This window comes from Acaryochloris sp. IP29b_bin.137, assembly GCF_028285745.1.
In the GTDB taxonomy this organism is placed as follows: domain Bacteria; phylum Cyanobacteriota; class Cyanobacteriia; order Thermosynechococcales; family Thermosynechococcaceae; genus Acaryochloris.
In genome coordinates this window covers 1-17,271 of sequence record NZ_JANQOP010000176.1, presented here as the reverse complement: position 1 = coordinate 17,271, position 17,271 = coordinate 1, and the positions used below count along the sequence as shown (strand labels likewise).

19 protein-coding genes and 2 pseudogenes are annotated in these 17,271 nt (G+C 47.9%); 11 read left to right on the top strand and 10 right to left on the bottom strand.

Translation table 11 applies throughout. From position 1 onward, the window contains the following. Positions 1 to 1,591, top strand: a 1,591-nt coding sequence (locus Q0991_RS12910; RefSeq protein ID WP_299489105.1) for a transketolase C-terminal domain-containing protein, incomplete at its 5' end; no start/stop codon positions are given. A 134-nt stretch (positions 1,592 to 1,725) separates the two neighbouring features. Here Q0991_RS12910 and Q0991_RS12905 read toward each other — a convergent pair. Both Q0991_RS12905 and Q0991_RS12900 read right to left on the bottom strand, forming a co-directional pair. Then, complete coding sequence (locus tag Q0991_RS12905) at positions 1,726 to 2,532, bottom strand: DUF6745 domain-containing protein (protein ID WP_299489104.1); 807 nt, start codon at positions 2,530 to 2,532, stop codon at positions 1,726 to 1,728. A 153-nt stretch (positions 2,533 to 2,685) separates the two neighbouring features. Continuing rightward, on the bottom strand, positions 2,686 to 3,312 hold the full coding sequence (locus tag Q0991_RS12900; protein ID WP_366524951.1) for a transglutaminase family protein: 627 nt from the start codon (positions 3,310 to 3,312) through the stop codon (positions 2,686 to 2,688). A 137-nt stretch (positions 3,313 to 3,449) separates the two neighbouring features. On the opposite strand from Q0991_RS12900, the gene Q0991_RS12895 reads away from it, so the two are divergent. Next, entirely contained in the window at positions 3,450 to 3,986 is a 537-nt protein-coding gene (locus Q0991_RS12895) for a GNAT family N-acetyltransferase (protein WP_299489102.1), read from the top strand. A gap of 140 nt (positions 3,987 to 4,126) precedes the next feature. Here the strand turns inward: Q0991_RS12895 and Q0991_RS12890 are convergent, their stop codons facing one another. The 3 genes and pseudogenes from Q0991_RS12890 to Q0991_RS12880 form a co-directional block, all read right to left on the bottom strand. Beyond that, complete coding sequence (locus Q0991_RS12890) at positions 4,127 to 4,633, bottom strand: 3'-5' exonuclease (RefSeq protein WP_299489101.1); 507 nt, start codon at positions 4,631 to 4,633, stop codon at positions 4,127 to 4,129. A 98-nt stretch (positions 4,634 to 4,731) separates the two neighbouring features. Further along, positions 4,732 to 5,052, bottom strand: a complete 321-nt coding sequence (locus Q0991_RS12885) for a leucine-rich repeat domain-containing protein (protein ID WP_299489106.1) — start codon at positions 5,050 to 5,052, stop codon at positions 4,732 to 4,734. A 1,020-nt stretch (positions 5,053 to 6,072) separates the two neighbouring features. Then, positions 6,073 to 7,983, bottom strand: a pseudogene (locus Q0991_RS12880) (metallophosphoesterase); the annotation flags it as partial. 216 nt (positions 7,984 to 8,199) lie between these two features. Between Q0991_RS12880 and Q0991_RS12875 the strand changes: the two are divergent. The 4 genes and pseudogenes from Q0991_RS12875 to Q0991_RS25165 form a co-directional block, all read left to right on the top strand. Beyond that, positions 8,200 to 8,649, top strand: a complete 450-nt coding sequence (locus tag Q0991_RS12875) for a hypothetical protein (RefSeq protein WP_299489100.1) — start codon at positions 8,200 to 8,202, stop codon at positions 8,647 to 8,649. A gap of 99 nt (positions 8,650 to 8,748) precedes the next feature. Then, complete coding sequence (locus Q0991_RS12870) at positions 8,749 to 9,759, top strand: NAD(P)H-binding protein (protein WP_299489099.1); 1,011 nt, start codon at positions 8,749 to 8,751, stop codon at positions 9,757 to 9,759. A 13-nt stretch (positions 9,760 to 9,772) separates the two neighbouring features. After that, positions 9,773 to 9,943: a hypothetical protein gene (locus Q0991_RS12865; RefSeq protein ID WP_299489098.1), complete on the top strand. Its 171-nt coding sequence runs from the start codon at positions 9,773 to 9,775 to the stop codon at positions 9,941 to 9,943. Positions 9,944 to 10,164: 221 nt separating this feature from the next. Further along, a pseudogene (locus Q0991_RS25165) lies at positions 10,165 to 10,578 on the top strand (class I SAM-dependent methyltransferase); the annotation flags it as partial. A gap of 48 nt (positions 10,579 to 10,626) precedes the next feature. Here Q0991_RS25165 and Q0991_RS12860 read toward each other — a convergent pair. Both Q0991_RS12860 and Q0991_RS12855 read right to left on the bottom strand, forming a co-directional pair. Next, the gene (locus tag Q0991_RS12860) at positions 10,627 to 10,887 is read right to left on the bottom strand and encodes a chlororespiratory reduction protein 7 (RefSeq protein ID WP_299489097.1); all 261 of its coding nucleotides are present in this window, start codon (positions 10,885 to 10,887) and stop codon (positions 10,627 to 10,629) included. Positions 10,888 to 10,892: 5 nt separating this feature from the next. After that, on the bottom strand, positions 10,893 to 11,489 hold the full coding sequence (locus Q0991_RS12855) for a tetratricopeptide repeat protein (RefSeq protein ID WP_299489096.1): 597 nt from the start codon (positions 11,487 to 11,489) through the stop codon (positions 10,893 to 10,895). Positions 11,490 to 11,815: 326 nt separating this feature from the next. On the opposite strand from Q0991_RS12855, the gene Q0991_RS12850 reads away from it, so the two are divergent. Continuing rightward, positions 11,816 to 13,033, top strand: coding sequence for a PQQ-dependent sugar dehydrogenase (locus tag Q0991_RS12850; RefSeq protein WP_299489095.1), 1,218 nt, complete (start codon positions 11,816 to 11,818; stop codon positions 13,031 to 13,033). Positions 13,034 to 13,121: 88 nt separating this feature from the next. On the opposite strand, the gene Q0991_RS12845 is transcribed toward Q0991_RS12850, so the two are convergent. The 3 genes from Q0991_RS12845 to Q0991_RS12835 form a co-directional block, all read right to left on the bottom strand. After that, positions 13,122 to 13,415 (bottom strand): hypothetical protein, encoded by a 294-nt coding sequence (locus Q0991_RS12845; RefSeq protein WP_299489094.1) that lies wholly within the window; start codon positions 13,413 to 13,415, stop codon positions 13,122 to 13,124. 28 nt (positions 13,416 to 13,443) lie between these two features. Continuing rightward, positions 13,444 to 14,034: a DUF3177 family protein gene (locus Q0991_RS12840; RefSeq protein WP_299489093.1), complete on the bottom strand. Its 591-nt coding sequence runs from the start codon at positions 14,032 to 14,034 to the stop codon at positions 13,444 to 13,446. Positions 14,035 to 14,131: 97 nt separating this feature from the next. Beyond that, positions 14,132 to 14,554: a hypothetical protein gene (locus Q0991_RS12835; RefSeq protein WP_299489092.1), complete on the bottom strand. Its 423-nt coding sequence runs from the start codon at positions 14,552 to 14,554 to the stop codon at positions 14,132 to 14,134. Positions 14,555 to 14,766: 212 nt separating this feature from the next. Here Q0991_RS12835 and Q0991_RS12830 point away from each other — a divergent pair, with 212 nt between their 5' ends. The 4 genes from Q0991_RS12830 to Q0991_RS12815 all read left to right on the top strand — a co-directional run bounded on the left by Q0991_RS12830 (position 14,767) and on the right by Q0991_RS12815 (position 17,247). Continuing rightward, complete coding sequence (locus Q0991_RS12830) at positions 14,767 to 15,102, top strand: hypothetical protein (RefSeq protein ID WP_299489090.1); 336 nt, start codon at positions 14,767 to 14,769, stop codon at positions 15,100 to 15,102. Between the two features lie 182 nt (positions 15,103 to 15,284). After that, on the top strand, positions 15,285 to 15,788 hold the full coding sequence (locus Q0991_RS12825; protein ID WP_299489088.1) for a hypothetical protein: 504 nt from the start codon (positions 15,285 to 15,287) through the stop codon (positions 15,786 to 15,788). Positions 15,789 to 15,964: 176 nt separating this feature from the next. Continuing rightward, complete coding sequence (locus Q0991_RS12820) at positions 15,965 to 16,873, top strand: nucleotidyltransferase domain-containing protein (RefSeq protein ID WP_299489086.1); 909 nt, start codon at positions 15,965 to 15,967, stop codon at positions 16,871 to 16,873. A gap of 17 nt (positions 16,874 to 16,890) precedes the next feature. Further along, entirely contained in the window at positions 16,891 to 17,247 is a 357-nt protein-coding gene (locus Q0991_RS12815; RefSeq protein ID WP_299489084.1) for a DUF6717 family protein, read from the top strand. Positions 17,248 to 17,271 lie beyond the last annotated feature (24 nt).

Genomic DNA, 17,271 nt, shown 5'->3' with positions numbered 1-17,271 from the left:
AGGCGCTTTACCTGCCGAGCAGTTGATGAGTTATCGGGCCGCTAATTCCACCTTGCCTGGTCACCCTGAACTGGGTCTTACCCCTGGGGTGAAATTTAGTTCTGGCCGTTTGGGACATATGTGGCCCTATGTGAATGGCGTTGCCCTCGCGAATCCTGGCAAAACAGCCTTCTGTCTAGGGTCTGATGGTTCCCAGCAAGAAGGAAATGATGCGGAAGCAGCTCGCTTAGCCGTTGCCCAGCAGATCAACGTCAAGCTGCTGATTGATGATAACGACATCACCATTGCTGGTAGCCCTTCTGACTATCTACCTGGCTTTAGCGTCAAAAAGACCTTAGAAGGTCATGGCCTCAAGGTTCTAGAAGGCGATGGCGAAGATATTGATGGCCTCTACGCTCGCATTTGTGAAGCGATTAACACCCCCGGTCCCGTGGCTGTTATTAACAAGCGGGCCATGTGTGTGGGGATTGATGGTCTAGAAGGATCTAACCACGGCCATGACGTGATCTCTGTGGATGCCGCCCTAAAGTATCTAGAAGCTCGCGGTCATTCTGATGCGGTTTCCAATCTGAAGAGCGTGGTTAAGCCTAGCCAGGACTATACGTTCCTGGGGGCTTCTGAGAAGTACGACTCCAACCGGAACGTCTTTGGGGATGCGGTGGTAGAAGTCCTCAGCGGCATGAGCGAAGCCGACCGTAAGGCTAAGGTGCTGGTGGTTGATAGCGACCTGGAAGGCTCCTGTGGTCTCCACAAAATTCGGGCTGCTAATCCTGAAATCTTTATCAGTGGTGGGATTCAAGAGCGGGGTAACCTATCTGCTGCTGCTGGCTTCGGCATGGCCGCTGGCAAGCAGGGCATCTTCGCCACCTTTAGTGCCTTTTTGGAGATGTGTATCTCTGAAATCACCATGGCCCGCTTGAACAAGTCCAACTTGCTCTGTCACTTCTCCCATGCGGGCATTGACGATATGGCCGATAACACTTGCCACTTCGGTATTAACAATATGTTTGCCGATAATGGTTTGGATGATGGCTATGAGACTCGCCTCTATTTCCCTGCCGATGCCAACCAAATGAAGGCCTGTGTCAAGTCGGTCTTTGACAGCCCTGGTCTTCGGTTTATCTTTTCCACTCGGTCTAAGGTGCCCCTCCTCACAGATACCAGTGGTGGTGAACTGTATGCAGGTAACTACACCTTTACCCCTGGCAAAGACGAAGTGGTACGTGAAGGGACTGCGGGCTATATTGTCAGCTTTGGGGAAGCCCTCTATCGGTCTTTGGATGCGGTGGAGCGCTTGAAGAAGGAAGGGATTGATGTGGGTCTGATCAACAAGTCCACTCTCAATGTCGTCGATGAAGACATGATGAAGAAGATTGGCGCAGCGCCGTTTGTGGTGGTGGTCGAGTCCTTCAATCGTCGGACTGGATTAGGTAGCCGCTTTGGTTCTTGGCTGCTGGAGCGTGGGTTGTCTCCTAAGTTTGCTTACTTAGGCACCCATGAAGAAGGCTGTGGTGGTCTTTGGGAGCAGTTCCCTCACCAGGGCATTGACCCCGCTGGCATTATGAAGACGGTTAAGTCTTTAGCTAGTTAATCTCAAGCAATCTTCCAAAAAGCTAATATCCCCCTGGCTATGAGTTGGGGGGATGGTTGTTCCAGTAACCCCAAATTGGAGAGCACGGGTAAACTCAGTTGCAGTTCATCGACCCTGTAGGGTTGTGCAACTACTCACAATGAGGCAGGGAATTCGTTTGCAAACTGTTCCAGTACTCCGTGACGGGCATTAATACCATAGCCATCTGTAAATCGTAGAGCGGGTTCTCCTTCCCCATGTAGCTGATTGTCTGAATCGAACATTAATTTACAAGGGCGCTCACACACAATACACACCTTCTCAAAGAGAAATATAAAACCACATTCTTGTATTAAGTCTTGGAGAACTCTCCATTTTTGCTGATCATGTTGTAATTTCAGGACCGAGATGCAGAAATCAAACATACATCCCCAAATTGATGCCTCTGCTGGCCTAAAGAGTGTCTGGGAAAATTGATAGATGTTTGTAAATTCAAATTCTGGCCTGTTGAGATCAGCCAGTAACTGACTTTCAGTACATCGCTCAACACCAATAGGAAAGAATGAAACCTGAGGCTGATCCTCAGTTGGATAGTATGGAAACTCAGGAAATTGAATTTGGTTCCGTAAGCGTGTGAAGAGATCTGCATCAAGTTGCCGTTGTATAACGTGTTGAAGATGATCGATGATGCGTTTGCGAAATTTACATCTGATCTGGTGTCCGATATAGATTTCAAAATTCCTGATAGTAAGAATCTGCTTGATGGCTTCGAGGGGGTTCACATAAAACAAAATTTCTGGTTCAGCATAGTTACTGATTGCATACGTAGCTTTAATCACATCTGCGACCTTTTCCTCGTTAATCGGTTCGGTCAACAGTGCGATGGATCGCCACTTGTTTCGATAGTGAGGCAATGCCGTTTCTTGTTCTTCCGTCAGCATAGTAATAAGACGATGAGGCATTTTTTGCGTTCGTCTTGGCATGTTTTAACTTCGGCAATGAGACTGATTAACATCGATTTGGAACAGGTTCAAAGTAGAGAGACAGAAGCTGAGCCTAACGGTAATTAATCACCTGATTCAGAAAGCGACTTAATTGATTTCTCTACTCAAGCGCTATGTTAGCTGGCTGCGCTCGTTATCCGCTACAAGACCATAGTTTTCCGCAAACACCAATGAAATGTCTGGAAGATGGCGGAGCATCTCATCCCAAGTGGAGTGAGATCGCAACTCCGACACAACGATAGGCAATGGCTCAGCCAACACGGCTGGAAAGTCTGCCTCTTCTGTATACTGCAGGCTATAGGCTAACCGTTCTTGGGGTGGCGTAAATTGGGCATCGATACCTACTTTGTTGCCTCTGGCATCTACGCGATACCAACCTGTTTCCAGTAAATAAATGGCATTAAACCCATGCAAACTGAAGGGTGCGCCTTGATCATCAATGCTAAGTCGCTGATAACAAAATCCTGTGGGGATATGGTTAGCTCGGAGGAGCGCAGCTAATAGATGACTCTTGGCAAAGCAATAGCCTGTTTGATGTTTGAGGACTTCAGATGCGTTGCAGGTTACAGGATTCATCTGATAGTCAGAACTGTGGCGAATCTGATCGCGGACCCATTCGAAGGAGTGTTTTGCGATCTCAATTGATGATTCACAGCCTGATGCTAATTGATGAGCCAGTTCAACAATGTCAGGATGGTGCCAGTCAATAACCTCACTGGCTTTGAGATATTGCTCCATCTCAACGGATACCATTCCTTGCCTCTCACTGTGTTCTGATAAGTTCAATCTAACGTCACAATCAAAACAGTATCTGTTCAGAAGAGTGATACTCAAGTCCCCGATCATTGCAGAGTAGACATTATGGCGCTCATTGTATGGACGATACCCCAACTATAGAGGCAAGTATTAGTACGCGGGTGCTTACGCCTGCTGATGCTGAAGCATATCGTTCAGTACGTCTACGTGCACTGCAAGAACGGCCTCCTGCCTTTGGTTCACTTCCTGAAACGGAACCCAATCTTACTGAAACTGCTGTTCGGTTGGCCGAGAGTAAGGATCGTTGCTTTTTTGGTGCATTTCAAGTCAAACAGCTCATCGGCATTATCCGGCTGTCTCGCTACGAAGCCACCAATGAAAAACATCGTGCTTATCTGGCGGGCCTCTATGTCCTACCTGGATTTCGCAGACGTGCCTGTGGCAGAGCGTTAGTGAGCCAAGCATTACATCGGGCAACGATGACTTCTGGTGTCAGGCGAGTCAACTTAACGGTTGTCACTCAACAAAAAAACGCTATTCGCCTTTACCAATCTTTTGGTTTCCGCATCTACGGTACGGAGCAGGAAACTTTTATCAAAGATGGGAAATACTATGATGAGCACTTGATGACTTTGGAACTGAAAGCTGACCCTTGATGAGGTTGAACCCATCAACTGCTACGTTGGTCTCTCAATTTAGATTGGCAAGGGCCAAGAACCGACTTTCCTTGCTTCAGGAATGATGTTGACCAATATCAATTTAGGCCATGGACCAAGCAGCTCGAAGGTAAAAGCATTCACTGTTGTCGAGCTGCGATCACAATTTTGGCGCAGGCTTCGGCATCTGAAAGAGCTTGGTGGTGCTGTAAGGGGATATCCAAGAAGTCACAAACGTTGGGCAATTTTGTCGGTCGAATATTCCATACCTCCCGAGCCAGCTTGACAGTGCAGAGAAAAGGCAGAGGCATAGGATCTAGTTCGGCTGCCTGACAGCAAGCATTGAGCACGGAACGATCAAAGTTGGCATTATGGGCGGCAACAAAGTCACTGCCTGCAAATTTGGGTTGGAGGTTCGGCCACAGTTCGGCAAAGGTTGGATGGTGTTTCACATCAGACCAGGTAATGCCGTGGATATAGGTGAATTGAAATTTCTGGCGTGGCGGGCGAATCAGGAAGTGGGACCGATCAACAATCTGGTCATCTTCTACTCGGATGACGCCAATGGCACAAGCGCTATCTCGTTTGTAATCTGCTGTTTCAAAATCAATGGCTACAAAGTTGCCTGATGTTGCCTTTATACTCATGGCAATAGGAGATCTGTGACAGTCGTCTCATTGTAGGGAAGACTCTAGATTTAAACAACGGTAAACCACTATCTGGGAGAATCGGGTGTAGATGAAGACTAACCTCCTACCCATACTCGACAACGAGGCACAGCGTTGTGGAACTCTTTGAAGCTGTTATTCCTACCAGCTGCGGAAGAGATGTGGAGGATAGTGAGATTGGTCAGGTTGGCTAAGGCACTCACATCACTCACCCGAGTGTACCGAAGGTTGAGGGTAGTGAGATTGGTCAGTTTAGCTAAGGCACTCACATCACTCACCCGAGTGTACCGAAGGTTGAGGGTAGTGAGATGAGGAGTAAGTTTGGGCAATAAAACGTTGATAAAACGAGCTAATTCTTTCCTAACGGTTCTAGTCTCATTCTCTAAATAATCTTTCATGTAGTTCAATGCTCTATCCCCCCCAATCAGTCCCAGGGTTCTAACACAAGCAGCACTTACTGACGCTCTTACGTTTCTTCGATAAGCAAGGTAAGGAATGACTGCTTCACCGGCAATAGATAATGTTTCGGCATCAGTCATGTTTTGAGGTGGTAAAAGTTGGTCAGATAAAGTTTGGAAGGCTGATGTAATATCTGGATTGTTGAGCTGGTAAGCATTTGTACAACACCGAAAGAGAAAAAACTGACTAGCTCTTAACTTCCCGGCTTTTTTAATAATTGCTTTTGAGCGACCTTTCGGCGGATCATTTAGAGAAGTTTTCTTAAGAATTACACACACAAGCTCAGTGGCGAAACTAGAACCATCACGAGGTAGTGCAATTGCAAAGAGAATAACAGGCTGCCATGATTCTTCATCAGCATGCTCGACCAATAGCTGAATATCACTCCTATTAAAAAATCGCTCTGCTGCCAGAAATTCCTTAAGCGTATTATGGAGGAATTCGATGCGTTGCTCACTAGATTCTTGCAGCATCCCACTACGTTCCACCAATGCCCGTCTAATATCGACAGGATTAATATTTGATAAATCACTATCAGACAAGCTGTAACTACTCAATGCAGTTTCAATTTGTTCATCAGCATCGGCTTCTTTAATCGCTGAAATACCTGTGCTAACCATGTAATGGGCCAATTGAGAAAGTAAGCCTTTTCTATACTCATATTTAAGGCGACTGTAGGCTTCATTAATATTTTTTCTGATGTCTAAGCCAGGTCGCTCCTTATCCCTACGATCTAGCAGCATTTCGCAGAGCTTCTCACAAAGCCCAACGGGTGTTTCAGGTAAATTCTCATTACGTTCTCGGTGCAGCGCACATACTACGGCACAGAGCAAAGGATTAATCGTTAACCGGGCAACGGCAGGCGTTTCTTGTAGACGTTTCTTTAGTCTTTTTGCCAGTGGCCGTAGGTCTTCAGGCTCATTCCAGTTCCGTAAGCGGACCTCCATTGCTTCATGCCAGCGATCAATAAAGGTATCGCGATCATGGGGGGCCATAGGCTCAACTCTGGCAGAGACAAAACCTATCTCAATAAACTCTTGCCGTTCAACTGCTGTAGGGCGGGTGGTAACTACATAGTAATTATCTGGATAGGTATCCATTAATTGTCGGATATCACCAATTACTTGTGGTCTAACCTCAGGAGGTACCTCATCGACTCCATCAAACATCACCAAAGCATGTCCCTGGAGTAAGAGATTTTCGGTCCAATTATCTGGTGGATCCGGTAATTCTTTGGCTAATATCAGTGGAAATGCCTTGGGCCTGGGTAATTGACCATTGGGATAATCACGTAGGCGAATGACAAAGGGAATCTTTTGTCGCCAATCACTTTTTGTAATGGACGTTAACTCTTCACCAACCTCATCTGCTGAATGAGCTTCCTTCGGTATTTCTGGAAGTTGTTGAGCACCTCTATCTTCATCGCTACCAGCTTGAACAGCTGCCCAACGCAACAGCGTCGTCTTTCCGCACCCTGCGCTTCCTCGAATCAATAGTCGACCTTTACTAGGCTGTAAATCATTAAATACATCTTCAGCTGCAAGCGATGTCAGTGTTGTATCGGTTAGTTCATCATCAGAGTCAGGCGTATCAGTGTCCTCTAGCTCCTCTTCATCAGCTAGATTCAAAGAAACATAGGCAACTGTTAAGGAGTATGCCCTAGCCTCCTTGGGCACTTCGATTCCAAAAAGTTGAACATAATCTAACCGTTTGACAACAGCTTTTTTATAGCGCTGCTCATAATCCACTGCCGGATCAACATTTACTGCTATATCCGAGTGAACTACCTTATCGTCCTCGCTGCTTTTAATGTCCCTTTGGTCAATTCCACCCTTATCCTTGGGAACTTGAGCTGCTTTGTCAGAAACTTTGTCTGATAGCTTCTCTATCCAGGGGGTTAAATGCTTAAGGGGCCAACAACCATGAGGGTCAGTTCGATTGGCCACAATACGAGGTATCCACCCTCCCCCAGTATTGTCATACTGACGCAACCAAACCTCGCCTGTCCTAACTTTGAGATCAAGACGGACCAAATTATAGCCATTATTCTTACTCTCAGACCATTCATGACAGGCCCCTGCCGAAATGACTGTGTGGCCAGTTAAGGATTCAGCTCTTACACAGTCTTGATGCTCATGACCATGTAGTGCAAACTGGAAATCACGCTCCAACGCTCTACCAAATGTCGGATTTTCCTCCGGTACAAGCCAGTTAGCTGGATGATGCATAAGAGCAATTGCAAAATCATGGGGAGGCAGCTGCTGACGTAACGTTTCAATCTGATACCGCCCTGCCATCCACAATTTCCCTATTTCAGATCGTCCTGCACCACTTGAAGACCAGGCAGAATTAAACCCAGCAATACCAACTCGCAAGCCAGCAATCTCACGGGCATCGGCATAAATTAGATGCTCTGGTCCCGTCAGTAAATGGTCATAGCCATAGTTTCCTAGAAAGCGAGCATAGTCATTCAATCGCCCTATAAGCCTTTGCCACTCTGTTCCATTCTTGTGCAGTGTTTTTGTAATGGTATCGAGTGAGTTTTGACTGTTTAACCACAACGTTTCAAAGTCTGAAATTTCATCTTTATTCACATCATGATTACCCGGCACCAGAAAAAGGTTTCGTTGTTCGACTACCGGGTCAAAGGCTTCACGTACTGCCGTTAAAAAATCATGGGCATCTCGAAACTGCTCCACGATAGTCTGTCCCTTAGCTTTGCCAATTTGCCCGAAAGCTGCATCACCCGTGAAAAAGATCAAATCCGGTCGTAGCCCATGCTCCTTCTGCATCTGCTTGAGATCAGCGCACAATGTATCGGTGACTCGTTTGGCATCCCAGCCTGTTCGGGGCTTGCAAGCATGGAGATCAGATAGATGTCCAAGTCAGTTCAGACATATGATGTGGGCAAAGGCTAAACGCATACAATTCTAGTAATTTCTGATTGGCATACCCTATAAATTCAAGGATATAGAACTTAATAGATAGAAAAATTTAAGAATATGACTGTATAAAGCTACCTTAATTTAGGCGATTGATTCTCATCAAAATTTATCTTAGATGTACTTCTTATCAATGAGCAGATTATGGATGATGACTTCGAGCGGAAATTACTCAAAGAGGAATACTTTTTTCTCCAAACCACTATTGAGGACTACAACAGACAAATTTGGGTCATTAAATCACTGGGTATCACTGGCACAGGAGCTGTTATTGCCCTGGCAGTGCAGCAATCACAAAGCCTGATTCCCTTACTAGGATGTGCCATTCCATTTTTCTTCTGGATTTTGGAAAGTCAATGGAAGCACTTCCAGCGAGGTTTTTATCCTCGCGCAGCCGAAATAGAAGAAATTTTGATCACCGATTGCAACTTGAAGGGACCCGCTATATACGGTGGCTGGTGTCGTGCCTATAAACGAAATACCATTTCCAAACGCACAGGGTATCTCTGGGATGGCCTTTTCAACCCAAGCGTTTTCATTAGCTATATGTTGGAAATTCTCTTTTTAATCATTGTGTGGATTGTCGCGCCTTAAGAGCTGGTTTCAAACTGTCCTTCATCGGTGACACTATTGGCTAGAAGCGACTAACTGGTAGGCTACGAATAGAGTCCTACAACACAGCATTGATTACCTATGACTGACGCCAGCACTTCGGAGACACGTCGCATTTTGGTATTAGGCGGTACAGGTACGATTGGGCGAGCCACCGTCACCGCATTGGTAAAGCGCGGTTACGAAGTTGTTTGTATCGCTCGGCCCCAGGCAGGGGTTGGGGGGCAGCTCACCCAAGAAAAAACCACCCAACTGTTACAGGGGACTGAGGTGTGCTTCGGCGACGTCAAAGATCCGAAGTTCCTGGCTGAGCATGTTTTCCAGAATCAACCGTTCTACGGAGTGGTGTCCTGCTTAGCCTCCCGGACAGGTGAGCCGGAAGACACCTGGGCCATTGACTATCAAGCCCATATGGATGTTCTCTCCTTGGCGAAAGACTCTGGGGTGAAGCAGATGGTGTTGTTGTCAGCCATCTGTGTGCAAAAGCCGCGCCTTGCGTTTCAGCATGCCAAGCTTGCTTTCGAGAAAGCGTTGAGAGAATCCGGGTTAATCTATTCCATTGTTCGACCAACTGCCTACTTCAAATCCCTGGCGGGACAGGTCGCAAAGATTCAGAACGGGAAGCCATTTTATCTGTTTGGTGATGGCAAATTGACTGCTTGCAAACCGATCAGCGATCCAGATTTGGCGGCCTATATCGTGGATTGTCTCGAAGACCCTTCACTGCAGAACAAAATTTTGCCGATCGGTGGGCCTGGACCGGCCCTCACGCCCTTGGAGCAGGGAGAATATCTGTTTAAACTGCTGGACTGCCCACCCCGCTTCAAAAGCGTACCGCCTGGGTTTTTGAGTGCGATCGCAACGGTATTAGGCGGGATTGCCAAAATTGTGCCGAGTCTGGCCGCCAAAGCGGAGTTGGCGCGGATCGGCCATTACTATGCCACGGAATCGATGCTAGTATTCGATGCCGAAACCGGGCGTTATGATGCGGACGCCACGCCTGAAACCGGTAAAGACACCTTATTCGAGTATTATCAGCGTCTCGTTGACGGTAGCGAAGAAGCGGAGCGGGGCGACTTCGCTGTCTTCTAAGTTGCTGCCCATCATGTCTCGTCACCGTGCCCAACAATTAGCGTCAGAGTTTCTGGCCCGTGCAGGTGCCAAAGGATGGTTTGAGGCCCTCTATGCAGAAGCTGGAGATGATTATGCTGCCGTGCCTTGGGCTGATTTAGCCCCCAACCCAAACTTAGTTGAGTGGAGCATTGCTCAGGGATAAAAAGGGGCAGGTAAAACGGCTCTGGTCATTGGTTGTGGCTATGGGGATGATGCTGAGTTTTTGGCGGAGTTAGCCTGGATTATTCATGACGATTTTTGGAGTGCCTCGAACACCTCTCCACAGATTAGGTCCAACATTTGTTTGAACTACAGGCTGTTTTGAGGAGTTTCCTTGTCATCAGTGTTTGAAGCCCTTGTGAATAATCCAGGTTAGGGTTTGAGGTTGTCGCCTTTGACGTTTCGACGACTGCGATCGCACAGTGCAACCACCGCTTTCCCAATTCGCTGGCGTCCTACCAGGTCGCAGACTTGCTTGCCCCTCCAACCCCTTGGTCTCAAGGGTTTGACTTTGTTCTAGAATCCTATACCTTACAAGTGCTTCCTCCGAAGTGGCGCGCTGTTGCCCTCTCAAGAATCAGTAGTTTGATAGCGCCACTGGGACAGTTATTAGTGATTGCCAGGGGTCGAGAAGAGACAGATTCACTGGGCAACATACCATATCCCCTGACTTACAAAGAATTAGAGACCTTTGAAGATTTGGGGTTGACTTGCCAGTCTTTTGAAGACTATCTAGATCATGAACATCCGCCTGTTCGGAGGTTCCGAGCATTATATTCGGCTGTAGGTTCGCAGTAAAAATGGTCTGCGAACTGCCCCCATCGTTTCAGATGGTATGTAGTGCGCTTATTTTTCTAAGCGCACTACATACCATTGCAGAAACTCCCCTGGCCCGAGATCCAATTCACACCCGGTTGAGAGCAGATGTTTTGCCTGCTCTTCAATTGTGGGAATATCTTGCAAATCAGGCGGGAGCTGCGATTGTTGTGTTTTCAGGACCGATATCAGCTTACCCCTTAGTTCATCAGCGGTTATGAATTGTTCAGGCTGATTGGTTTCCAGAACAACATACATCTCCTCATCGCCATACATTAGTGCATCAGGCATCTGTTCTACCCCGAAACAGCAACCTGTTTCCGTAAGCTTCTGGAACGACGCTTAGCGGTGTCGTTTTTGGGATCTTGAGATAGCACCTCATCATAGGTTTCTAACGCCTGCTTCATTAGTTTTTTCCGCTCATAGGCATGGCCTAGATTATTCATGGCCACTAGGTAGTCAGCCTTGCATTTGAGCGCTTCCTTATAGTTGCGAATCGCTAAATCAAACTGTTCTTGACCAAAGTAGGCATAGCCAAGGGCATTGTATAGCGGTGCTAAAGGTTCAATGATTGGATTGGTTCCCGAGGCATCTGCATCCTCATCTTCGGCAGTGTCAGCAGATGGCAGAGCACCCATTTCAGATTCCGCCGCTTTTAAGGCCTTCTTGAGTTGGCTGACCGCTTGGACATAAAGTTTTTTTCTCAAGTAGATGCTACCGAGTTCGTAATATTCTTCGACGGTGCCCACTTCCTTCTTAAACTTGGATTCTAGCTTGGTAATAGTGAGTTCAGATTTACGGGTTTTCAGAACCTGGCGAAATACAAACCAGCCTGCAAGACAAACTAGAACTAAAAATATTCCAAGATAGACAGATGCTAAAGAATTATCCATGGCACTCCGATGTCAACAGTGTATCTCAACGTTTTTGCTATAGTTCCAGCCTACCAAATCCGCTCACCATCTAATATGTAAAGCAGATAGAGCATCCTCCGAGAGCGCCCTTGGCATCCCTGCCACGGAAGGCGTGTCATCAAACATACACTGATTGAAAAGATTGTGATCACTAGGATTGGCATCGCTCCTGTCTCGAATCTTGTCCTCCCCACAATCCAACCTGCAGTTCCCTAGCGCCTCCTGAGGGCGACATTGCCAGCAGAACTGCTAGGATTTGCAAACAGTGTCGACCCTGCCATTACCTCAATGGGTAACCACAAACGATGTCTTCACCTGATCGAAATCTTGCTCAACCGATCTATGCCCACATTGCCGTAGGGATTGCGATCGCAGTCTTAGGCCTATCAGGATGCGCACTTCAATCACAATCTGAACCTTCTACCGTTGGGCAGACCCCAACGACCGTGACTGAGGCCAATGCAGACTTTCAGGCTGTCACCTTGGTGGAAAACTTAGAGCGTCCGTGGAGCATGGCCTGGCTACCCGACGGCAACCTGCTGATTACCGAGCGCCCAGGGCGACTACGGATTGTCAGGGATGGCATGCTTGATCCGAGCCCGATTCCGGGGGTGCCGGAAGTGTTTGCTCAGGGCCAGGGGGGATTAATGGATATCGTGGTTCATCCCCGCTTCGGAGAAAATCGCCTCGTCTACTTTACCTATTCAAACGGCACTCCAGCCGCTAACCGCACCCACATTGCCCGAGCAACCTTTGATGGAAGTAAGTTGAGCAATTGGGAGATTATTTTCAAAGTTTCACAAACAAAATCCAGAGCCCAACACTTTGGCTCCCGTCTAGTGTGGCTGCCTGATGGCACCCTGCTGGCCTCCATTGGCGATGGGGGTAACCCTCCCGTCGAACTTGAAGGTGAATTTATTCGCCAACAAGCGCAGAACCTGAATAGCCACCTCGGGAAGGTGATTCGTATCAAGGACGATGGTTCGATCCCCTCTAACAATCCATTTCTGAACGATCCTAATGCTGCTCCGGAAGTGTGGAGCTATGGACATCGCAACATCCAAGGTTTAGCCTTAGCTCCAACCACAAACCAGGTTTGGGCAACTGAGCATGGTTCTCGGGGCGGCGACGAGGTGAATCGACTTGAGGCGGGTGACAACTTTGGTTGGCCCCTGGCAACCCATAGTCGGGAATATTCTGGTGGACTGATTTCTCCAGAAACGTCACTCCCAGGGATGGTGGATCCGGAAGTGATATGGACACCGTCCATTGCACCTTCTGGGCTGACGGTCTATACAGGCGCTCCATTTTCCCAATGGCAGGGCAATCTATTTGCGGGAGGATTGGTGTCCCAAGATATTCGCCGCATTGAAGTCGATCAATCCGGTAAGGTCATTAACGAGACATCGATTGCAATCGGCCAACGGGTGCGCGATGTTCGCCAAGGTCCAGATGGCTTGCTATATGTTCTGACCGATACCCTAGCGGGGCAGCTCATCCGTCTTGAACCCCCCAAAAGCTAATCAATGATCCCCTTGACTCTATGCCCATGGTCAAGGGCAAACCCCGGCTGGGTCAACCCTACTCCAACCCTTTGCAGCCCCCTTCTTTTTATAGACCAAGCTCTGATAAGACAGATAAAAAGTCTTCCCAGGAGAGATCTTGCTCCAAGTAATGAGGATTGGCCGGATCGTAAGGACCTTGCAGTCGATCTATCGACAGAATTGTGGCGTCCTCTGGCAAGATAGGAACATCAACATCGAAAGCCGTTGGCCGCATCAGTGAACTTGAAAAACCTCGAAATATTGCAATTTCATCCGCTTCACCCGCAATTTCAGCTTTAACAATTAAAACTTCCTGAGGGCGTTGGAGGGTGTATTGTTCTAGTCGGTGACCAACGGACATCCTTTATGCTTCGCCTCCTGCTCCACCATTAATACCCGGTCGCGGAGCGCCCCTGCTTAGAGAGACGGAAGAGCAGGAAGTAACCGAAATAGAACCCATACAAAATCAAAGCCAGGGTGGCTAAGATGTTGATCCGGCTGACGCCAGTACTACCGTGTGCGATTGCAGCAACACCATAGGCAGGTTCTAGCCAGACTTGACATTGGGCCGTTGCGATCGCAGCTTTAGATCCCGCACATCCTAGAGACGGTGCCAGTAATACAGCCGAGATCAGACAGAATAAGGTGGTTGCCCAACGCCAAGCCGTCAGCGCCAACTTGAGCTTGCCGCGCCGATCGTCAATTTCTTCGTTTAGATCCACCCAGAACCAGAGACTGACGGGGATTAACAGCATCGCGAGGAAAAGGGTGATAAAGCTGAGCGGGACTTGAGCCATCATCAAGTACATCGTAATCAGCAGTAAACTGGCGACTCTCCAGTAAATCACTAATAGCCGACTGATGGGTGGGGCGTTTTCGATAATAGCCCACACCAGTAAGCCCAGGGGGAAAAACACCAAAAAGACAAGCGCTAGGCGACAATCTGTCCACACGAGCGTTCGTAACATTTCAAGGGACATATATTTCTCAAGCGTTGGTTCAGCATACCTACTCTACCCAGAATTGGTCCCTAAAAAGCCATTCTGTAGTGGATATCCCGAGGCAACAATCATGGATCTAGGGGAAAGTAATGGGTTGGTAGGTCCATAGTTCTTCGATCTGTGCTTCAATCCCGGAAGTCAGAGAAGTGACAAATATCCCCTCTTCCGCATCAGGATGCTCCGTCAACCAAAATCCTCGCATGATCACTTCTCTCCCGTGGCGAGGAAAATCACCCGATATGAATTCTTTGGGGTCGTCAGATTCACGGGCATCGGCGTCAACCGCAACTGCATCACAATTCACCTGAGCCAGTTCTAACTCCAAAGCCTTCAGCTCAGGAACACCCGGTGGCACAATGAGAGACACAAAACTGGGTTCCATATGAATGGGTTGGGCCAAGCGCATGGCTAGCATAATGTGGCGATTGATCACATCTTCAATGGGATCGGCGACAGCCTCTAAAACAGTTCCCTGTTTTCCGTAATTGAACTTCAACACTTCCCTCAACCCCCTCGCGATTTATGCAGAAATCCTCCACCGTCTATCTAGAAACACTGACATTCAGATGGATTTCTCATGTTTAGCTTTATAGATGCGAATTCAGACGGATTTTTCATTCACTTTTAGCCTAATGCGGTAATCAGGTCAAATATACTACAATCGTAGTACAATTTTCATTCAGGCCGTCGTATATTTTTGAGGAATTGTAAATGTCTGTCACTCATTCCGTCCCTACCACTGAGATGCAGGTGACCAGTATTCGGTTGGAGCGAGAGTTGAAAGATAAACTCAAAAACCTTTCAGGTCATCAAGGGTATCAAGCCCTGATTAGAGATATTCTCTGGAACTACGTCCAACAAAAGTCAGGGGATTTCGCCCCGACTGTACAACGCGATCACATTTCAGCCTCTTTCCCAGCTACAGCCCAAACGGATACCCGATGTGCGTTAACCGGTAAGGCCATCCGGTCACAAGAACCGATCCATCTGGGGCTGACCACAGAGGGCGTTTTGATTCCCCTGAGTTTAGGAAGCCTAGCGCCTTAAGCTTGTCTGGCATCGCCAATGGGTTGGGAGAGAGCAGCGATTCTTAAGGAATCTTTCAAATCTGATGATTTTGGCTAAAGAAGCGCAGAATGGATGAGATATCTGGGCATGCTGGACAATAGAGCAAGTGTAGATGTCAACCTAACTCATATAACGTCAACCTGGGCGTTAAGGTGCAAGTTATGGATAACCGCTTTAGACAGTGGCAAGGACAAGGGTGGTTTGTGCCCACGACTCTCCTCGTTGCCGTAATCTGGGGGCTCCTGATCGATCAATCCTCAACTCAGGCTAATCCTGCCAATTTTGCAAGCCTAAGCCTATCTTCAGAGTTGAGTGCCCAACGAGCCCAAGGCTATGCCAAGGGAACGATTGCCCTCCATCGAATCGTGGGAGAGCGAGATCAGCAAAAGAATATGTGCCTGGGTTATGGGTCTCCCACCCCAGATCACATCTTGGTGCTGAAGAACAATACTAATAAGTTAAGGCTACAAGTCCATAGTCAAAAGGACACCACCTTACTGATCAAAGGTCCCGGGAATCGTCTATATTGCCTGGATGATTCAGCTCAGGGTAAAGATGCGGGTTGGCTGGCCACCCAACTGCCCGCTGGCAAATATTCGATTTGGGTCGGTTCCTTTGAACGGGGGCAACAGTTCCGCTATACGGTTACGGTGGAAGCGTTATAGGCCGAATCAACTGGTGTACAACGCCAGCATCAATGCTGAATAGTTACAAAGACTGGCTGTTGTGTATTACGCATACTACAATTAAGTTCTACCTATTTTTTCTGTCCATCTTCGTTGATGGTGGGTAGTCATAAACGCTCGTGATACAAGTAATACAAAGGTTGTGATACACCGCTATGCAACCCCATTTGATTGTGCCAGTGGGGACCCAAGTGGTCAGCCGGGTCGACGTTAACACTGAGACAGGGTCCTGTCTAGCGGGAGCGGTCGGCAAGATTGTCAAAGCCCCCACCGATAACTCCCATGCCTATGAGATTGAACTGCCAGATGGTCGCTGTTTACATTTGCAGCGGCATCAGTTTAGCCTGCGCAAGCACCATCAGACTCAAGGGCTCAATGCGCCTGACTTTTTGGCAGACTACAATCTACAAGATTATGTGATTTATCGCTGTGTTGTGGGGTCGCGGGCCTATGGTCTGGATGACCCGTCTTCAGATTGCGATCGCAGAGGCATCTACCTCCCCCCAGCCCGCTTACATTGGTCCCTGTATGGCATTCCCGAGCAAATTGAAGATAAACCGGCTCAAGAATGCTATTGGGAACTGCAGAAGTTTATCTTGTTAGCCCTTAAGGCCAACCCCAATGTTTTGGAATGTCTCTATTCCCCATTAATTGAAACGGCTACGCCCCTGGCACAAACGTTGCTTGACCAACGGACTATGTTTTTATCCCGATTGGTCTATCAAACCTACAACGGCTATGCCCTCTCCCAGTTCAAAAAAATGGAGCAGGATTTACGGTCCAAAGGCCATATCCGCTGGAAACATGCGATGCATCTGATTCGGCTACTCTTGTCTGGAATTACCGTTCTCAAGGAAGGGTTTGTCCCCGTCGATATGAGTGACTATCGTGAGCGTCTGCTAGGGATAAAATACGAGGACTGGACTTGGCCCCAGGTGGATCAGTGGCGGCTGCAGCTCCATCGGGAGTTCGAGCAAGCCTTTGCCCAAACCCAACTGCCAGAACGGCCTAACTATGAACAAGCCAATGCTTTTTTGATCGAAGCGCGACAGAGCATGGTGTAAGACAAGGAGATCCAGCAATGGCAAATTCAATTATGGTAATTGCCCCTTATCGATATGAAGAGACGTGGGTATTTGACGATCCGCAAGCGGGATTAGTGCAGGAACCCTTTGTTAGTGGTATTCCCCAAATGATCGATCGGTTGGTGGTCGATATTCCTAAAGCTGAGCAAGGATTTAAGCTGATCTTTGCTCAAACCCCTTTTCCGGGGTATCAAGCTCAGCTAGACTGGCTGCGGCCAGAATTTGGTGGCCATTGGTATCGCTGGTCGGCGGAGGAAATGGAAGGGTGGCTCTGTCCAGCCCTGTTCAAATACTTTGCCGATGCGCCGCCCCAACTCTTTTGCCAAGCTGAGGCCAAATCCCATGACCTTTAACTTACCGCCTCAGCTCAAAGATGT